Raw genomic sequence first — 16,951 nt, 5'->3', positions numbered from 1 at the left:
ACGTGTATGTGCTCGGCGAGTCGGACACGAGGACGCTTGAATCGATATCGTACAGGAGACGCTCCAGTATGTGTTTTGGACACCACTGGATTCAGCTGGCAGGTCGGAGCGAAGTGATTTCACTCATACTCAGTTATTGGTCCTATGGCCAGCGAGATGAGTACACTCTACCTTTTTCTCTCCGGTGTCACTCTCCTGCTCGTAACTGCACACGCGCTTGGAATCGCAGCCGACCGGCTCGGGTTCGCACCAGTCGTGGGGGAACTCCTCACGGGGTTGGTGTTGGGTCCCTCTGTCCTCGGACTCCTCTTCCCCTCGGTAACCTCCATTGTGGTGCCGATTTCAGAAGGCCTGTCTGCACTTGCCTCCATTGGCCTCATCCTCCTTCTCGTATTGGCCGGGACAGAAATCGACGTGTCAGTGATACGCCGGTACGTGCGACCGACAATCGCTCTTGCCGCGGGAGCCTCTCTTGTCCCCTTTCTTCTGGGATTCGCTCTCGGTTGGTTTCTGCCCGAAACCTATCTCGTTGCTGCAGAGCACCGTTTCTCACTCGCGTTATTTCTTGCAACAGCGCTCAGCATCTCGGCTGTTCCCGTCGCGACACGTGTACTCATCGACCTTGATGCGATGGACCGAACGGTCGGGCAGCTTACTGTGACTGCCGCAGTCATTATCGATGCCGCCGGCTGGATCGCGCTCACGGTCGTCTCAGACATCGCTCGAGTAGGACATTTCGACACCGCCCAACTTTCTCGAACAGTTGTTGTCCTCGTCGCATTCGTCGTGGCTGCCGCTGTCCTCGGCCCTCGCATCGTCAACAGGCTCTTCGTGGTGTCCGCTCATGCACGCTCACCCGTATTGACGGGATTCTCTATGGTCCTCGTCTTCGGATTCGCGTTGTCCTGGGCGGCTCTCAGAGTTGGCATGGAACCCGTTCTTGGCGCATTCCTCGCCGGACTCCTCGTCAAAGACCGGTTGGACGCAGAGACTTCGAGAGTTTTTCAGATCGCGACGCTCGGATTGTTCGCACCCATCTTCTTTGCGACAGCAGGGTTACAGGCGACGCTACGTGAATTATTCGTGCCGGAGACGCTGCTCCTCGCAGCGCTCACACTTGTCGTCGCCGTTTTCGGGAAATTTCTGGGTGTCGCGCTTGGAGCGATGGTTACAGATCTTACTCGGGCGGAAACACTCTGTATCGCAATTGGGCTCAATGCTCGCGGAGCAATGGAGATCGTCGTTGCTGCCGTCGGATTAGCCATCGGAGTCCTTACGCCAACACTCTATACTGTTATTGTTCTCGTTGCTATTGTCACTTCGATCATGACGCCTCCGCTTCTCCGGCGTGCATTATCACGTCTTTCTGATGATTCGCGTCCCCTGAAGACGTAACGGATTACTTTCAATTACCGCAACTTGCACTTCTCTCCTGCGTACCGAGCGGTCAATTACCTGAATTGAGGCGCTAAGGCCCCTTCCTCAACGAGCGAGCGGAAAAACACAGGGCTTCTCAGTTACGGGTTGCTGGATATCCGAATAGACAAGACACTGGTTCACACACTATGACAAATGACCGATCGTGGCGTGTCGAATCGAGTCGCACGAATTGAGCCCCAACAGATCCGTCGGCTGTTCGATTTAGCAGGTGAACACGACGCTGACGATCTAGTCCACCTCGAAGTCGGAGAACCGGATTTTCACACGCCGGAGCACGTCGTCGACGCAGCAGTGACGGCGGCACGCGAGGGTCGGACGAACTACACGCCCAACGCCGGTATCGGGGCGCTCAGACAGGCAATCGCCGATCGACTCCGCGGTCGCGACATCGACGCAGAGCCCGACCGCGTGGTCGTGACCACCGGCGGCGTGGAGGCGCTCTACCTGACGTTGTTGACAGTCACCGACCCTGGTGACGAAGTTGTCGTGCCCACGCCAGCGTGGCCGAACCCCCTCTCACAGGCGCGGTTGGCGAACGCCGTCCCAGTCGAGGTCCCATTGTCTTCCAGCGACGGCTTCGCGTTCGACGCTGATCGAGTCATCGACGCCATCACCGACCGAACCGGCGCCGTCGTCCTGACTTCGCCGTCGAACCCGACCGGTCGGGTATTCGATGTCTCGGCGATGGAGCGTGTCGTCGAGGCGGCCGTCAGCCACGATTCCTACGTCATCGCCGACGAGGTGTATCATGAACTCACCTACGAACGTTCCCAGCCGAGTCTTGCGGCCGTCACGAAGTATCCGGAACGGGTTGTGACCATCGACTCCTGCTCGAAGACGTACGCGATGACGGGGTGGCGTGTCGGGTGGTTGAGCGGTTCCGAATCCGTGACTGCGGCCGCAACGAAAATCCACGAGAGTACTACCTCGTGTGTGAATACACCTGCCCAGTACGCTGCGCTCGCCGCGCTCACCGGTTCTGATGGGCCGGTTCGTGAGATGAAGGCTGCCTTCGAACGGCGGCGCGACGTGGTCGTCGAGCGGATTCACGAACTTCCCACCGTCTCGATGACGCCACCCGAAGGCGCTTTCTACGCGTTCGTCGACGTGAGCGCGCTTCCGGGGTCAAGCCTCGAAGTCGCAGAGCGACTGCTCTTCGAGTACGACGTGGTCGCTGCGCCTGGAAGCGCATTCGGCGACGCCGGAGAAGGGTACCTCCGGTTCAGTTTCGCGAACGACCTCGAACGCATCGAACTCGGACTCGACCGCTTCGAGCAGATGGTTGAGACGGAGACTTAATTCGAGCTTCCAGTAAGCCTGTGACTGTGTTAGTTGAACTCCTCTTGGTTCGATACCTTCCCTACTGAAACAGCCGTTCGGTCTGTGTCAATCGCAACGTGGAAACACGCGGGTAGCCGGCCCGAAGCGCTTTGCGAACAGGGTTCGGGCTGGCGGATTGTCTGACATTAATACCGATGCTTACGCCGTATCGTGGCTTGTACGTTTGCGGGAGGGTGTCTGCAACAGCGCGATATCTCCGTCCCCTCCCTCGACTCACGGTCCCACTGTCCGTCATCCCGAAAGCGGCCATTCGGCCGTCTCGCTCGTACCAACGGTGAATCTCTTGGCGTTTTATTCCCGAACGTGCTTGCGGACTCTGACTGCTTACGGCCTCCATTCTCGTCCCCTGCAATTCATCTCTCGTATTCGCCGGCCAGGAGACTTCCCGCCGCTGTCCGAGACAAGTCCTTCGTCATCGGTGCGCTATTCTAGCGTAATGAACGACGACAGCTCACTTCGACAATCAGCGCACGGGTTTGCGTTCGTGGCCGAGGTCCTCGAATCTCGACCATTGACACCGACGAGCCACCACATCCGCACTAGCCGCCACCCCCAATTCGTGTACGAACCGGTTCAGTTCACGAGACTCTCGCTCAACACGTCTAACGGCTCAGGGCGATTCGATGACTCTCGACCCATGTCGCTGGCCAGTTCGCCAACCCGAGACTACCTCGAATACGGCGTCCGTGTTTCAGCGAGTGATTTCAAGCAAGCGTTCGTGAACCTCGAACCCGGAGACAAGGTTCTTGTCGAAGGTCCTCGTGGTCACTTCATTTTGAACCCGGAGCGAGACACCGTCCTCATCGCCGGTGGCATCGGCATCACGCCACTCAAAGGCATGGCCGAGTACGCGAGCGACACACAACTCGACATTCCCATCCGGCTCATCTACAGCAATCGGACCGCGGATGAAATCGCCTACCAAGACGAACTGGATACACTGGTCGAGTCAAACCCACAGTTCGAAGTGATGCACACACTCACCCGCGAACCCGAAGCAAGCGAGTGGATGGGTCGCAGGGGGCGTGTCGATAGGTCTCTCGTCGAAGCGGTCGCGAACGAGTTAGAGGCGCCTGTCTTCTATCTTTGTGGCACTCCTGAGATGGTTCGCGGACTGTGGGATATCCTTCAATTGATGGGCGTCCCTCCCGAGCGAATCATGTACGAGCAGTTCTGGGGCTATACCGGCTGAGTGCCTTTGCCTTGACCTATGGCGAGCTCGAAAACCCACTCAACGACCGTTTCGGGAGCGATACACAGACCGGTTCTCTGTCGGAGAACGAGTACCGATTCTCACACTCGGTTTCAAGCCCGTAACACGGCCCAACGCGCCAGTGCGGACCGCTCGACCAGCGAGGCGAGTTCCACAATCGGCCTGAAACCCCGCAAGAAGGTGTGTGGTTGGCGTTTTGGTCTGACTGTGGAACCTATTGTTGCGAGAGAAGTGGAGATCTCGATATTTCGAATTTTGACGATAGAGGTGTTCAGGTGGTGTATTTCAGGGTTTGAGAGATGATACAACTCTCCACGTCACAGACACTCTCCCCCCTCACTCGACACTATTTCCCAAAACCGCACGACTGAAACCGATTGTGTAACTTCAAACGTACGATTGACGGCTACAATTGAGTGGTCACACCTCATTTCCACACTCGGATAATCACTCGAATTTTCGTGTTTCGACGGATCTATAGCTGATTTAGGTTTCTAACTTCCTCCTCAGCAATTCCACGCTCTTTCCTCCACACTCGGCTCACTCTGTGGCTTCTTCCCTTCCGGATTTTTCGCCGATTGTGTGGCTGAAAACTCCCGAAAGCGACTGACTCAACACCCGTGACACGTCTTTACGGGATGGTGGTTTTTGCGGACTCTCCACGTTCGGTGATTCCGCTCGAAGTTGGGAAACCACCAGAGGGAAACCGATTGTGAAAATTTGAGGAGTAGGTTTGTCTCAACAGCGTTGGCTGCCCCGTTTCTGGCGTACTTTGGACGGATGGACGATTCGATTTCATAATCAGCGATACCCGTCATAATCGGGTTGTGGGTTCGCTAGTCGTTGCTCAGGGTTTCATTGCGTGTTCAAAATCGGTCGTTTTCCCCGGTAGAGGGCAGTGTGGTTTGTCGTAAAGGGAGCTAGTAAGATTTACCGTGATAATGGATGTGGCTTTTATACTCGAAATCAGTAGATGTGGGGTCTATCACGGCGGTTTTGCTGTGATTAGGTCTGTACTCATCCGTTAGGTTTCCAGCTCAATTTTTCATAATCGGTTTACGTCTGGTGGTTTTCCTGTCCAAAAGTGAGTTGCGGATCAGGCTGAATGCTCCTTAGACGGCGTGTCGCGGCGGTTTTCAAGTGTGAATTTCGTCGATTTCCGATTTGGGAATCTCTTCGCAGTGCATCTTGGTTTCGTCTGAGTACTACCATATCCATACTCAGGCGTTTCGTGTCCTGTACCACCTCAATTTAAGGTTTCTTCAGTTTCTCACACTCCGTTCCTAGTTACGTCTCGATTCTCTGCTCTCCCGTCTCTTGCGGGGAACACTCCGATTTTGAACGCTCAATGCGTGATTCAAACTCGACTAGAACGCCTCTCGAAGCGGCTCTAGCGGCGAATGCGATTATGATACATTCGTCTTACTCACACGCGGCTTTGTGGGATGGGTGACGACTCTATGGTCGTCCTCTCAAGAATTCAGTTTTTTCGTTCCTTTGAGACGAGGGAACCAGTCTTAGAACAGTTGGTCGAGCCCAACCCAGAGTATCTCTGTTGGTCGCGACAGAGCACTCCATCTGATAAGTGATGTCGCGGGTCCACACGAGACGCCGTGGGCCGAGGTCAGCTCGGCTGCACCGGGAACGTCACTCGCGAATCGGCGTCGCTCCCGTGGTAGATTCGTGCCCCGGCGGCCGTCCGCGAGGAGTAGAACCCAGCATCGGTCGCAGCAACCGTCACCCTGAGCGTGTCACCGACGGCGAGGCGGCGCTGGAGAGCCGTCATCTCCACCTCGACTGTTCGCCGTTCATCACCGGTCTGGTGAACCGGAGTGACCTGGTCGTGGACAAGTGTCTCGCCGTCAGCTGTGCGGTGGTACACCTTCACGAACAGCCGCGGATCGGTCCCGAGCGGCTCGAGGTCGAGTTCGAGGCTGGGTGCGCCAAGGAGTTCACGGGCCTCTGTGACGAGATAGTCGAAGTGGACAGCCGTCACACCGTCGAGGAGATCTTCCTCCTCGCTCGTCAATTGACTCGTCGAGCTGGGGGCGATACTGTTGTACACCACCGTCTCGTCGTCGAGTTTTGCGTCCGAGAACGTCACGGTCCACTCCTTGGTGTTCCGTGGGTCGATGTCGTTCGTCGTCGACCACGTGTCACGCTGTGTCTCGTAGTACTCCACCTGCGGGAAGCCAGACTCCTCGTCGCGCCGGAGATGCGCATCGATGAACTCGAGTGCCCGGGAGTCGAGCCGTGCGTTCATCTCCGCATCGGCGGTCTCCTCGAACGTGTGTCCACCGCGGAACAGCACCAACTTCGACTCTACGCCGTTGTCGCGGATCGCGTGGTAGTTCCAGATCGCCTCGTTCGTGATGAACAACGTATCGGTCCACGACGAGATGAGTAGCGTCGGTGTCTCGAGCAGGGCCGTCTTCGATACCGGCGAGCGGGACGCATAGAACGCCGCTGACTCACTGTCGAATTCGTTCTGTGCAGTCGATGTGACGAACGCGTCTGGCACCTCCTCGGTGACGCCGTACTCCAGGTCGTATATCGACGGTTGGCCGTCGCCGGAGGTGAGCCCCCGAGCGCCGGCAATACCCGTCGCCAGTAACAGCGAGTCCCAACCGACTTTCACGACACCACGCGGTGCGAGCGAGAACCGGAGATCGTGCCACGCCCAACGCGGGACTGCGGCGTCGAGCGGACTCCCTTCGGTGAAGTCGATGGTGTCGAACGTAGCCGAATCAGGGAGTAACGCGTCGGCTGCGTCGGGAGACGAGACAGCCATCGTGTTGAGCTGGATGCCACCGGCATATGAGAGCCCGTCCATCGCACAGACCGGGCCGTTCGTGGAGCGTTCGACGTCGACCGAGACACCGCCCACGTCACCTTCTGCGAGCTGGTCGAGCAAGGTAAGCGCGTCGGCGACTTCGTTCGGGCCGTCTACGCCGACCTCGCCACCCGATTCGCCGAATCCGCGTGAGTCGTACGCACAGAAGACGTAGCCGTTCCTCGCGAACACATCAGCCCGTCGTGCGACGGCAGGACTCCCGTGGTCGCCGCCCCACCCGTGCGTCCCGAGGACGACAGGGTGGGGACCGTCCGAATCGGGGACGTAGAGCGATCCGACGAGGTCGGTACCGTCCCAGGACGTGGTTGTGAAGTCGGTTCGCGTGTACGATGCGTCTGCGGCGACCGTACCCGCGTCGGTGACGCTCACGCCAGCCGCCACCAGACCCATCGTGGCCAGCCTGGAGAGGGCGCGTCGTCGTGTGAGGTTCTGTGTCACAGTCACACTCCCACAGTGCGACGCATAAGGTTTCTGTCCAAATGTATCTGGAATCAAAGGAACGGTTTTGAGTAGCAGGATGTGATGGTGCGTCTCTCGACGAGACGCCGTGTGAAGCGCCGTGTTTCGAGAGCCTTCCGTCCGAGGGGACGAACTGAACGACTCCCGCTTGCTCCGCTGTTCGACCTTGTTCACCTCGACCTCGAGATACTCACGGTCTGCGTCCGACAGGTCGATGTCCAGCGCCTCGACGCCTTCTGCTTCTATATGCTCGATTAGGCCCGAGAGCAACCGTATTCCCCACCTAGAGTTAGCCTTTCCACCGCTCCCAGAAGGTGGTGGACTTGCTCCTGTCCCACAACCGGCTATTGGGATAATTCTGAATTACTCTTGAGAGGCTGTCATTTTATGGTGTTCGTGGGTGTACGTGTACGGTATGTATCCAATGCGTGGTACATCGTTCGAGAAACTGAAGCCAGGCGCGATTGTCCAGACGAAAACCGCGACGGGGGAGACCGAACTCCGCGGCGAAGTGTTGGCCCCGTTCTCAGGGAACTCGGAGTTCGACCAAATGTTCACGATGACAGAGGAAGGCGACCCCGAAATCCGCATCAAACTACTGTCGGTGACACCCGAGAACTCTGCGTACAAGGGGAAAACCGAGGCGAACGTTGCGCTCAAGCATATCGCAAAAATCGAGTGAAGGATTGCCTCTAGCTTGTTCCGCTGCTTGTATTCGGACGTACAGCGGGATGTGTGCCTGGTTGGAAGTCATCTCCTTACCGACTGTCCTCAAACCGCCGCATCATCTCCTGTAGTTCACGGGCTTTCTCTGGATTTCCACGCGATTTTCGCTTGCGGGGTGATTCCAACGGAACGCCAAACCGAGTGTGTACCTCGGATGCGCCATCAAGTAACACCGTTGAGCCAGTGGAAAACGGGGTATACTTGCTGATTACTTCGTCCAAGAACCGTTCATCAACGAACCAGATCACGAGTTCCCACGAGAACGGGTTTTCAGAAAACACATCCATGACAAATGGCTTTTCTTCCGGTATCTCTATATCTGCGATGCTGAACTCATCTCGGGTGGTTAGATTCACCGCATCGTCACGCAGCCACCGTTTTCGTTCGTCGGGATGGATTAGCCAATTCACTATGTACCCCAACTCAGTGTCTCGTACGACGTTCACCTCAAACACACGGGGACGACTTGGCGGGTCATACGTGGTGAGGAGGAACTCTTCTGTTTCCTCGTCGACCAATACGTTTGGCCATTCTTCTTCATCAGTGACTGCCACCGCCTCCCAATTCCCATCGATGTAAAGGGGTGACCATCCTCTCTGAAGATAGAACTTGATTGGGAAGTGTACTCTCTCAACATCGTCTTCGATCGTAATGTAGTCTCTATTCATGGTGTATTCTCTCCTAATGTACTCTGCAGAATTCTCCTAGTTTCCTAGGAACTCCAATTCGCTCACCGTCTAGCCTGCTAGGCGGAACTGAGACACCCTACGCTTGTACTAAAAAGCTTGAGCAGCAAGGGTACAGCCGAGCATCCCATATCTCCCCAAAGTCACCCCGATACCTTAATTCCCTATTCAACCGGAGCGATAGGACATCTATCCTGAAATTCGGGCTGAAGAATATCATTCCACCGAGAGGTGAGTATGGAATACTGAGGGCGGTTGACCCTGGGTTTCGGAAGATTACTCTCGCACGGTACAATCAGCACTGCCCTATTTCAGGTGTTGACCATCCCGGACTGCTCGATGTCGCTCACGCACTCTCATGGCGTGACTACCCCGAGTATCGTGCAGACCTCTCGAACGTCATCACACTCAGCAAGACACACCATGCCGCGTTCGACCGCGAACTCTACACGATTGACGCCGACTATCGGCTGCTCGTGAACCCCACGTTTGAGACGCAGAGCGACCTACTCAAACGGACAATTCTCGATAACGCAGGTGAAAGGCTTCCACTATTGGTGGCGGGGTTCAGTTCAGATTACTTGGCTCAGCATAATGCGGGGCTTGAATGGGTGTAGCGTCTGTGTTACGGACCTATGTGAGTAGTTTGAGTGGTATCTTTCTATCCACAACATCGAATTGTAGACTCTACAACAGTAATATCACAATCCACTGAGTCTCTCATTGCATGCATCGGCCACCAGCGAACCTCGAACTCGGTGACCACCTCAATCAAGCAGAGATCGAATCACTCTTTGACACTGGATTTGGCTACCAAATCTCTGGGATAAACGTCCGAAAGGACGACCATGAGAATCGCTACATCTTGCTGTTCGCAAACGAAGATGGCCCCTATAGTGACCGCGTTCAAAGTGGAGAATTCGAATATATCGGAGAAGGTCTTTCAGGTGACCAAAAAGAGAGCTCCACAGGGAATGCCGCATTGATTAAGGCGATCTCGACGTCGACACCAATCTATTTCTTCTATAAGGGTACTGGCGCTGCCAAGTGGGAGTACCAAGGAGAAGTGGACGTACTTGACTATGACTACGAGCCACGTGACGGTCGGAATGTGTTCGTTTTTCAGATGGCACATCTCGATGAGCCTGGACCAGCGAACGATGTTGGCTTGTTCTTTGTAGCAGTCAATGATGAGTGGCTTACCAGATTCAAGACCTCCGTTGTCAACCCATTCAAACTCGCTGGTCGTGCGAACGTCCCCTCGCAGTTGGAAGGGACTGATTCTGTGCGTGTTTGGGGGACAACGGCAACAGACAGCGGGAAGAAACAGGCAGCAATTGACCGACTCAAACAGGACGACGTTGTCCTCTTCTACCATGATGGAGCGTTCATCGGAGCCGGAACTGTCGGTCGAGTGTTCGAGAGTCAGAAAGTGGGCGATTGGCTCTGGAATAGCCCTGAGAGCCGTCACATCTACACGCTCAACGACTACAGAGAGGATGTTCCAACCGTTGAAGAAGTGCGGTCGATGTTGGGGTACAAAAATGACCGATTTGTGAATAGCAGTCTCGATCCTGTCGCTGAGGAAAAGGTTGGAGAGTTAGTTCGACAGTTCGGTTCGCTTGAAGCAGCACTGTTCGGTTCTACTGTTCACGAGATTCCAGAACCTACCGAGGAAGAAATTCAAACGGAAAAATCTCGCTTGGCGAATGCGCTTGATTCGGAAGCCACAATTGTCGAAGACAAGACCCGATACACGATACAGAAGCGGAAAGCTCGTGACGCCGCATTTCGGCGGTTGGTTACGGAAGCCTACGATAATACCTGTGCCGTCTGCGGGAGCAGGCGAGAAAGCCCGGAGGGAGGGTTTGAAGTTGAAGCTGCGCACATCTACCCAAAGAGCGAGGGTGGTTCTGAGGACCCACGGAATGGAATTGCGCTTTGTCGATTACACCACTGGGCATTCGATTCTGGGTGGCTCTCTATCTCGGATGACTACGAGGTCCTCGTCCGAGACGAACCCGGGTGCGAGGGGTATCACGAGTTCAAACAGTACGAAGGAGAGACGGTGGGACTTCCTACGGACACGCGGGCAACACCCAGTGTTGAGGCGTTACAGAAGCATCGAGAAATCCATGAGCTCGTGTGATACTCATCCAGTTGGTTCTCCAGAAAACTGGCTTTTGAAGTTCGACTTAGAGGACTGAATTCCCAGTCGAGAGATGCGCAAACTCCGCGATATCAGCAACCACATCCTTCTGCGACCGCTGCATTTCAGCTGCAATCCGCTCTGGCTCTTCATCGTGTACGGCGAAGCGATACGCCGCGATATATTGTTCACCCGCTGAAGCGACTGCAGTGGGGATACTCCCTTGAGGAACGACTGGAACTCCATCCTCGTACGCTTGATCCAATTCGGCGTACGTGAGCGCCTGCTGTCGTTTGGTGGAGGTATCCTCGAATGCATCGAACGAGACTGAGTCACGGTCATCGCCGGGGACGTACCTCACGGAGCCGCTCTGCTCTACAACCGCACTTCCGTTGAGGAACTCGCGGTGCAAGATTCGCTCCGGGAAGATGGCTTCGAACACGCGGTCTGGATAGAGGAAGATTGCACCCGATGCGAGAACGAACAGCGTCCCAAGAACCTCGATTGGAATGCCAGTATTCCACGGATTTACAATGAGAACGAGGCCAGCGATAAGCCCACCTGCCGCAACCTTTCGTTGTTGGTCCTGTGTTGCGAGGAAATCCGGTAATGGAGTTTCGCGCTGTTTCTCCGATGAGCCCTGTCCGTTCAGGCTGCCTGAAATCTCGCTCAGCGTTGGAGCATACTCATCGAGCAGATCGTAACGTCGCTGGTCGAGAACCAGATTCACTAAATCGTCTCCGTCGATGAGTTTGACATTGTGTTCATTTGCCCAGTCTTTCGCTGAGCTTGTGTACGACGACGTCGTGACGACCACAGCCGCATCGACCTCCGAATCTTGCTGCTTCAACGAATGATACTGTTGGATAGCTGGCCGACCAATCTTGTTGTCCTCAGCGTACCGTTTCGCTTGAATCACGATTTTCTGGTCAACGAGGCCGTCAAATTTCCAGGCGGTGATATCAACGCCCATATCGTTCGATGCCTGTGAAACCTCTGTATCCCATCCCTGTGCTTTCCAGAGTTCAGCAACGAAGTGCTCGAACTCGTACGGATCAATATTTTGCATGCGGGTTCTGAGATTTCCCGCGCTGACCTCTACTGCCATATTCCCAAACATGGTAGCAAATTGATTTGTAACTTTCGTTGAATGAACGGAATACTTGAATGATACTGATTCACACAGAGCGACTCAACAAGCTAACTCAGTCTATAGACTGTGTAGATGACAATACTATTACTATGCCTTTCCAACTTGTTGTCGGTGACAACATCTTATCGAAACCAAATTGGCGTCAAAGATACCGTAGAGATACTGGCTCTGCTCTCAATACCTGCCTTATTGGCCGCCGTCTACTTTCTCACCCCAACCTCCTTCCAGCTATCTCTTGCCCTCGACCATACGAACCCAGTTCTCCACACGTTCTGGACGAACTCATTCGTCCACGAACATCAGCCCGATGACGCCCATCTCTTCGGCAATCTCGTAGGCTATACAATCCTTGTATTCCCCTGCTGGCTCCTGTACAAGTTCCGAGACCAAAATCGACGATTCTGGATTGGCTTTCTGCTCATTCTACTGGTTGGCCCCGTGGTCGTGAGCAGTACCAGCTACCTCGTATTCAACGAAAGTACGCATCTTCAGATTCAGTACGATCGAGGGTTCTCTGGCGTCGTCGGCGCACTTGATGGGTTCCTCATTCTGTCCATACTCCGAACATTCGAAAGCGAACAGGAAGAACCAGTCGGGTTACTCTCGATAGGAGTCTATTGCTCGTGCTTGTTTCTCGGACTCGGTGTAGTGACTGCCCGCGTATCCGTCGTCAGTATGGGTGGACTCCTCTTGGCCGGAGTGTTCGCTGCTACCAGAACGGACTACGTCGCTTCGCCTTCGAAACTCTCCAGTTGGGGAGTATCCAATCGACGGTTGAGTGGAGTTATTTTGTTTGCGGCAGTTGCGAGCGTACTTGTATTCGCTTCAGCACTCCCCGCGAACATCGTCAACGAGACGGGTGGTTGGACGAATATCGTCGCCCATGGGGCAGGTATCGTGTTTGGGATGTGTGTTGAGGTCGCCAGCCAAATACGCGATTCCTTTTTCTGAAATCTGGTAGAGTACACGTTTTTCATCTAGTTATTCAGTCAATCCTGCCTCTCAGAGGGTCATAACACCCTCCCTGATTGTATTTGGACTGCTCGTCCCTCCTTGACTTTGAGCCAGTTTTTCACGCGCCTGCAAGGGGTGCAGGCGCGTTGACTCGAGCCTGCTGATTCCTGATGGAAGTAACAAACGACAAACGAACTAGAGTACCAACTACGAACAACCACCAAACCTGGAGACGCTCGCAATGACGGACACACCGTGTCCCACTTGCGGTCGCATGTTCTCTACCTCCCGTGGTATGAAAGCACATCATGCACTAAGCCATGGAGAAAAACTGCCGAACAACACCTGCAAGCACTGCGGAACCGATTTTCATTCTCCCTACGAGAAAGCATACTGCTCGAAAGCGTGCCACGACGAGGGCGTTTCCTTCGCAGGTGAAAACAATCCGAATTACAAAGGCGGGAAATCGGAGGCCACCTGCCGACTCTGCGATGCAGCATTCACCTACTACCCCTCGATGAAGAAGGGCCTGTACTGTCCCGACTGTGTTCAAAACGGTTCGTGGCAGACGACACCCTCTCTGAGCGGTTCTGAAAATCCTCGCTGGACCGGTGGGAAGCGCACGGTCCCCTGTGACGTCTGTACTGAGACAGTCGAACGATACCCAAGCAACATCGGCGAAGTCGTCGTTTGCAGTGAGGAGTGCAGACGCCAGTGGCTTTCTCAATCCTTTCGCGGTGAGGGACACCCAAACTGGAACGGTGGTTCACTCGGGAACTACGGAACAGGGTGGAATCGTGTTCGGAAGCAGGCACTCGAACGAGATGAGTACGCCTGCAAACACTGCGGGACCGGGAAAGGGGAACTCGGGAGAAACCCCGACGTGCATCACATTGTCCCCGTTCGGTGGTTCGTAGAATCTGAAGACCACTCCAGAGCTGACGCTCACACCCTCGATAACGTGATTTCACTGTGTCCGTCATGCCATCGCAAAGCCGATTTCGGGCATATCTCGCGGGAAAAGCTCCGCTCACTCCAAGGAAGTGTGTGAATAAATAACTAACATATGTCAGCGTATCTTTTCAGGCTAATCGGAGTGTGATTGAGTGAAAATCGCATGACGTGGCGCTCTTCTCTTCTTCTTAGTTTGTATCAAAAAGCTGACAGGTCCAGGTGCGAGAATCGAACCCGCGTCTCAGCCTCCACAAGGCTGAAGGATAGTCCACTACCCCAACCCGGACACGCATCTCTTTCTAATTCTGGTTTGCTAAAATACGTTACGACTCCGGGCGGACTCCGTGTGGCTTTTTGCCTCGAACCGCCTACGGCCGACTACGCGTGGCCATCACGGACAAAATCTATCTGAAGAACCACCGCCAGATTGCCTCCCAACTGGGAACGAACATCCCAAAGAGCGCGTTTAGCGGGGCGACCCTCGACATTCTCTTCCAGGGCGAGGGGCTGATGAAACTCGATGATGCGACCCAGGAGCGCGTCCTCGACTTCGCCGAAGACTTCCTGGATTGTGGCTGTGAGACGAATCCGTACTGTGGCCATCCCGAACGCAAGTTCATCTCGTATTTACTCGAACTGCGGGCGCAGGGGCTTGGCCCGGATTCGATTGTGGACGTGATGGGAGACGATTACATGCTCTACGCCTATGCGGGTGACATTCTCTCGTTTCTGGATGACTCAGTTCGCACCCTCGAAGCGGCCGAAGAACTCGCAGGGGTTGAGAACAATCGAGAGATGGAAACAAAACTCAGTCAGGCAAAGCGTGACTTGTCGCGTTAGCTGAGGCGGAACGTTTCGCCGTGGTCGTGGTCTAAGTCGTCGTCTAAGTCGTCGAGGAGGATGACTTCCTCATCGTCTTCTTGGTTGAGTTCGTCGATTTTCTGGTGGAGCTGCGTGATGTACTGCTTGTAGTCGTCGAGCTGGTCGCGCAGGTGTTTGTTCTCGAGTTCGAGGCGTTCGTGGTCGTGGATGAGGCTCTTTGGCACTTCGACGCGTGGCGGGAACGTCGTTTTGTCTGAGGTCTTGTCTACGAGTTCGTGTTCGGGGACGACGCGCACTTGCCCATCGTGGGCGACGAGCGTCTGGACGTAGTCGCGAAACACCGCAGACAACGAGATATCGCGCTCTTCGGCTATCTCCCGAAGCGTCTCGAAGGCGTCTTCGTTGACGCGAAACGAGATGGTTTTGTTCTTGTTGCCCATTGCCCGAAGGTCAACGTCCAGACTATTTAACTATTTGTCAGACGAGGGTGCACGCGGAGCGAGAGCCGTGGTGTAAACTCCATTTCGGTCGAATTGTGGCTCGTGGTAAACCAGACTGGCTATCGCTTCTGAGCGGTCGATTCAGGTTGATTCGTGGGGCGTATCCGGTTTTTGCGCTGTAGTATCGGTTGCGTCTGTCGTCATGTAGAGCGAATACAGAATGAGTGCCATTCCGAGTGCGACGAACAGCGTTTGAATCATCCCAGCGAGAAACACCGAGAAGTGGAGCACATCGTAGAAGATGCCTTCGAGCACCGACCCGACGCTCAAGAGGAGGAAGCCAACGGCAACAAAGAGCATCCGTGCGTTAGTTTCTCGGAGATACGCACGATATCCCTGGAGCGCAATGAGGACGCCGATGAGCACAACAAGGAGTTTGGCGACGACGAGGCCAATGTGCATCAGTCTCGCCCTCCTTGCATGGCGTCCCAAATGCCACGAAATCTGTCGGGCCCATCGTCTCGGTGTTTGACTTCTACATCCAGTTTTCCATCGGTGAGGTGGACACCAAGATGCTCGAGGTTTGCTTCGTACGTTTTGTAGTGATTCCCGTTTGGGTGGACGTTCACCCGTTCGCGAACCAGTTCGAACTCTCGAAGCTCTTCGATGCGCCGGTAAATCGTCGTGAGCGACGCATCGCAGGATTGTTCGAGCATACTCGCTGACATCGGGTGTTTGTCTGTCGCGGTGAGAATTCGCTGAACAGCACGATCCCCGAGTAAGGCGAGTAATTGTTGGTCGGACGTGCCTGTTCGACTCATTGGGTTCACTGTTGTGCCATGCACGCCATTACTATTATGGGAGCGTCACGGCTAGGACCTCGGCTTTCAGTGTGGAGCGGATGGCAAAAGTCGCGTACCTCGAGATGCGACCTGTGGGTTGTACTGTCCAGTGATTGCACCTCGTCAAATCGACCCGTGAACTGCCCATCTAGCATGACTGAGCAACGGTCTTAGCAACCTCGCGGCTGCGGTCCGGGTTGATTATTGACTGGGTTTTTGCATCCGCTGAAAATCCCCTCTTTGAACTAATAGATAGCCCCGTTTGGGGTGGGATATGGCACTGAATTGGAGCCGAATCGGACGAATCCTCCTCGTCCTGTGTATCGCACTCTTGGTTGTTCCATCGGGAGTCGCCCTTGCAGACGGTGATGGACATGGCGACGACCACACTGAAACGGCGAGTCACGCTGGCGAGGACGGTCACGACTCGAGCGGGATAATGGGTAGCTGGTATGCACTGGTCGGGGGGTTGTTCCTCCTTGGCTCTGTGGTCACCGTCCCTGCATACCGACGGATGGACGCGCATGCTGCAACTAACATCTCTCGAGCACATCACGCTGGGGCGCTTCTCGCAGTCTTCAGTGCGGCCGTCCACCTGTACTTATTCCTCGAACACGGGACCCTAGTGATGCTCCTCGCGGGAGTGGGCTTTCTCGGGGGGATTGGCCTGTTCTTTGCAGGAGTCAATCGCCGCGCTCTCTATCTCGCAGGAATCGTATTTACCGCACTTCAGATCCCACTCTGGATTCTCGAAGGGATGCCACACCTCCAGAACTTTGGCCTCCTCGACAAAGTGGCGCAAGTCACACTCATCGCAGTGTTGGGCTATCTGACCATCACAGAGACTCGGTGAGCGTGTCTCGCGCACCCTGAATCCACATTTCGGCGGTGCGTTTCGTACGGACTTCAGCAGCAATT

General features: G+C 55.0%; 16 protein-coding genes and 1 tRNA gene. 10 read left to right on the top strand and 7 right to left on the bottom strand.

The window, feature by feature from the left end; all coding sequences use genetic code 11:
• Positions 1-144 precede the first annotated feature (144 nt).
• The 3 genes from V5N13_RS07865 (at position 145) to V5N13_RS07855 (ending at position 3,973) form a co-directional block, all read left to right on the top strand.
• Positions 145-1,395: a cation:proton antiporter gene (locus V5N13_RS07865; protein WP_336360314.1), complete on the top strand. Its 1,251-nt coding sequence runs from the start codon at positions 145-147 to the stop codon at positions 1,393-1,395.
• Positions 1,396-1,572: 177 nt separating this feature from the next.
• Entirely contained in the window at positions 1,573-2,739 is a 1,167-nt protein-coding gene (locus V5N13_RS07860) for a pyridoxal phosphate-dependent aminotransferase (protein ID WP_336360313.1), read from the top strand.
• 679 nt (positions 2,740-3,418) lie between these two features.
• Positions 3,419-3,973, top strand: a complete 555-nt coding sequence (locus V5N13_RS07855; protein WP_336360312.1) for a ferredoxin--NADP reductase — start codon at positions 3,419-3,421, stop codon at positions 3,971-3,973.
• Positions 3,974-5,618: 1,645 nt separating this feature from the next.
• Here V5N13_RS07855 and V5N13_RS07850 read toward each other — a convergent pair.
• A complete protein-coding gene (locus V5N13_RS07850) occupies positions 5,619-7,286 on the bottom strand; it encodes a CocE/NonD family hydrolase (RefSeq protein ID WP_336360311.1) in 1,668 nt (555 codons plus the stop codon).
• A 436-nt stretch (positions 7,287-7,722) separates the two neighbouring features.
• Here V5N13_RS07850 and V5N13_RS07845 point away from each other — a divergent pair, with 436 nt between their 5' ends.
• The gene (locus tag V5N13_RS07845) at positions 7,723-7,989 is read left to right on the top strand and encodes a hypothetical protein (RefSeq protein WP_336360310.1); all 267 of its coding nucleotides are present in this window, start codon (positions 7,723-7,725) and stop codon (positions 7,987-7,989) included.
• Between the two features lie 76 nt (positions 7,990-8,065).
• Here the strand turns inward: V5N13_RS07845 and V5N13_RS07840 are convergent, their stop codons facing one another.
• Positions 8,066-8,701: a hypothetical protein gene (locus tag V5N13_RS07840; RefSeq protein ID WP_336360309.1), complete on the bottom strand. Its 636-nt coding sequence runs from the start codon at positions 8,699-8,701 to the stop codon at positions 8,066-8,068.
• A 23-nt stretch (positions 8,702-8,724) separates the two neighbouring features.
• Here V5N13_RS07840 and V5N13_RS07835 point away from each other — a divergent pair, with 23 nt between their 5' ends.
• A complete protein-coding gene (locus V5N13_RS07835; protein ID WP_336361422.1) occupies positions 8,725-9,336 on the top strand; it encodes an HNH endonuclease in 612 nt (203 codons plus the stop codon).
• A 110-nt stretch (positions 9,337-9,446) separates the two neighbouring features.
• Positions 9,447-10,868 (top strand): HNH endonuclease, encoded by a 1,422-nt coding sequence (locus tag V5N13_RS07830; RefSeq protein WP_336360308.1) that lies wholly within the window; start codon positions 9,447-9,449, stop codon positions 10,866-10,868.
• Positions 10,869-10,914: 46 nt separating this feature from the next.
• Here V5N13_RS07830 and V5N13_RS07825 read toward each other — a convergent pair whose 3' ends face one another.
• A complete protein-coding gene (locus V5N13_RS07825; protein ID WP_336360307.1) occupies positions 10,915-11,976 on the bottom strand; it encodes a restriction endonuclease in 1,062 nt (353 codons plus the stop codon).
• Between the two features lie 156 nt (positions 11,977-12,132).
• Between V5N13_RS07825 and V5N13_RS07820 the strand changes: the two genes are divergently transcribed.
• Positions 12,133-12,972: a hypothetical protein gene (locus V5N13_RS07820; protein ID WP_336360306.1), complete on the top strand. Its 840-nt coding sequence runs from the start codon at positions 12,133-12,135 to the stop codon at positions 12,970-12,972.
• Positions 12,973-13,216: 244 nt separating this feature from the next.
• Entirely contained in the window at positions 13,217-14,026 is an 810-nt protein-coding gene (locus V5N13_RS07815; protein ID WP_336360305.1) for an HNH endonuclease, read from the top strand.
• Between the two features lie 116 nt (positions 14,027-14,142).
• Here V5N13_RS07815 and V5N13_RS07810 read toward each other — a convergent pair.
• Positions 14,143-14,215, bottom strand: a tRNA-His gene (locus tag V5N13_RS07810).
• A gap of 98 nt (positions 14,216-14,313) precedes the next feature.
• Between V5N13_RS07810 and V5N13_RS07805 the strand changes: the two genes are divergently transcribed.
• On the top strand, positions 14,314-14,769 hold the full coding sequence (locus V5N13_RS07805; protein WP_332897340.1) for a DUF5814 domain-containing protein: 456 nt from the start codon (positions 14,314-14,316) through the stop codon (positions 14,767-14,769).
• On the opposite strand, the gene V5N13_RS07800 is transcribed toward V5N13_RS07805, so the two are convergent.
• From V5N13_RS07800 to V5N13_RS07790, 3 genes are all read right to left on the bottom strand, one after another.
• The gene (locus V5N13_RS07800; RefSeq protein ID WP_336360304.1) at positions 14,766-15,191 is read right to left on the bottom strand and encodes a ribbon-helix-helix protein, CopG family; all 426 of its coding nucleotides are present in this window, start codon (positions 15,189-15,191) and stop codon (positions 14,766-14,768) included. The genes V5N13_RS07805 and V5N13_RS07800 overlap by 4 nt on opposite strands.
• A 141-nt stretch (positions 15,192-15,332) precedes the next feature.
• A complete protein-coding gene (locus tag V5N13_RS07795; RefSeq protein ID WP_336360303.1) occupies positions 15,333-15,653 on the bottom strand; it encodes a DUF7521 family protein in 321 nt (106 codons plus the stop codon).
• Positions 15,653-15,907 (bottom strand): ArsR family transcriptional regulator, encoded by a 255-nt coding sequence (locus V5N13_RS07790; protein WP_336360302.1) that lies wholly within the window; start codon positions 15,905-15,907, stop codon positions 15,653-15,655. Before V5N13_RS07790 ends, V5N13_RS07795 begins: the two co-directional genes overlap by 1 nt.
• A 400-nt stretch (positions 15,908-16,307) precedes the next feature.
• Between V5N13_RS07790 and V5N13_RS07785 the strand changes: the two genes are divergently transcribed.
• Positions 16,308-16,886, top strand: a complete 579-nt coding sequence (locus tag V5N13_RS07785) for a hypothetical protein (protein WP_336360301.1) — start codon at positions 16,308-16,310, stop codon at positions 16,884-16,886.
• Positions 16,887-16,951 lie beyond the last annotated feature (65 nt).

The sequence above is a fragment of the Haladaptatus sp. ZSTT2 genome (assembly GCF_037081775.1).
Taxonomy (GTDB): domain Archaea; phylum Halobacteriota; class Halobacteria; order Halobacteriales; family Halococcaceae; genus QDMS2.
The sequence above is the reverse complement of the archived record's forward strand: the minus strand, read 5'-3'. Positions and strand labels throughout refer to the sequence as shown.

Excerpts from the sequence above, each read along its gene's own strand:
- V5N13_RS07865 (WP_336360314.1), top strand. The coding sequence starts at position 145 with ATGGCCAGCGAGATGAGTACACTCTACCTTTTTCTCTCCGGTGTCACT.
- V5N13_RS07860 (WP_336360313.1), top strand. The coding sequence starts at position 1,573 with ATGACCGATCGTGGCGTGTCGAATCGAGTCGCACGAATTGAGCCCCAA.
- V5N13_RS07855 (WP_336360312.1), top strand. The coding sequence starts at position 3,419 with ATGTCGCTGGCCAGTTCGCCAACCCGAGACTACCTCGAATACGGCGTC.
- V5N13_RS07845 (WP_336360310.1), top strand. The coding sequence starts at position 7,723 with ATGTATCCAATGCGTGGTACATCGTTCGAGAAACTGAAGCCAGGCGCG.
- V5N13_RS07840 (WP_336360309.1), bottom strand. The coding sequence starts at position 8,701 with ATGAATAGAGACTACATTACGATCGAAGACGATGTTGAGAGAGTACAC.
- V5N13_RS07830 (WP_336360308.1), top strand. The coding sequence starts at position 9,447 with ATGCATCGGCCACCAGCGAACCTCGAACTCGGTGACCACCTCAATCAA.
- V5N13_RS07825 (WP_336360307.1), bottom strand. The coding sequence starts at position 11,976 with ATGGCAGTAGAGGTCAGCGCGGGAAATCTCAGAACCCGCATGCAAAAT.
- V5N13_RS07815 (WP_336360305.1), top strand. The coding sequence starts at position 13,217 with ATGACGGACACACCGTGTCCCACTTGCGGTCGCATGTTCTCTACCTCC.
- V5N13_RS07800 (WP_336360304.1), bottom strand. The coding sequence starts at position 15,191 with ATGGGCAACAAGAACAAAACCATCTCGTTTCGCGTCAACGAAGACGCC.
- V5N13_RS07795 (WP_336360303.1), bottom strand. The coding sequence starts at position 15,653 with ATGCACATTGGCCTCGTCGTCGCCAAACTCCTTGTTGTGCTCATCGGC.
- V5N13_RS07790 (WP_336360302.1), bottom strand. The coding sequence starts at position 15,907 with ATGCTCGAACAATCCTGCGATGCGTCGCTCACGACGATTTACCGGCGC.
- V5N13_RS07785 (WP_336360301.1), top strand. The coding sequence starts at position 16,308 with ATGGCACTGAATTGGAGCCGAATCGGACGAATCCTCCTCGTCCTGTGT.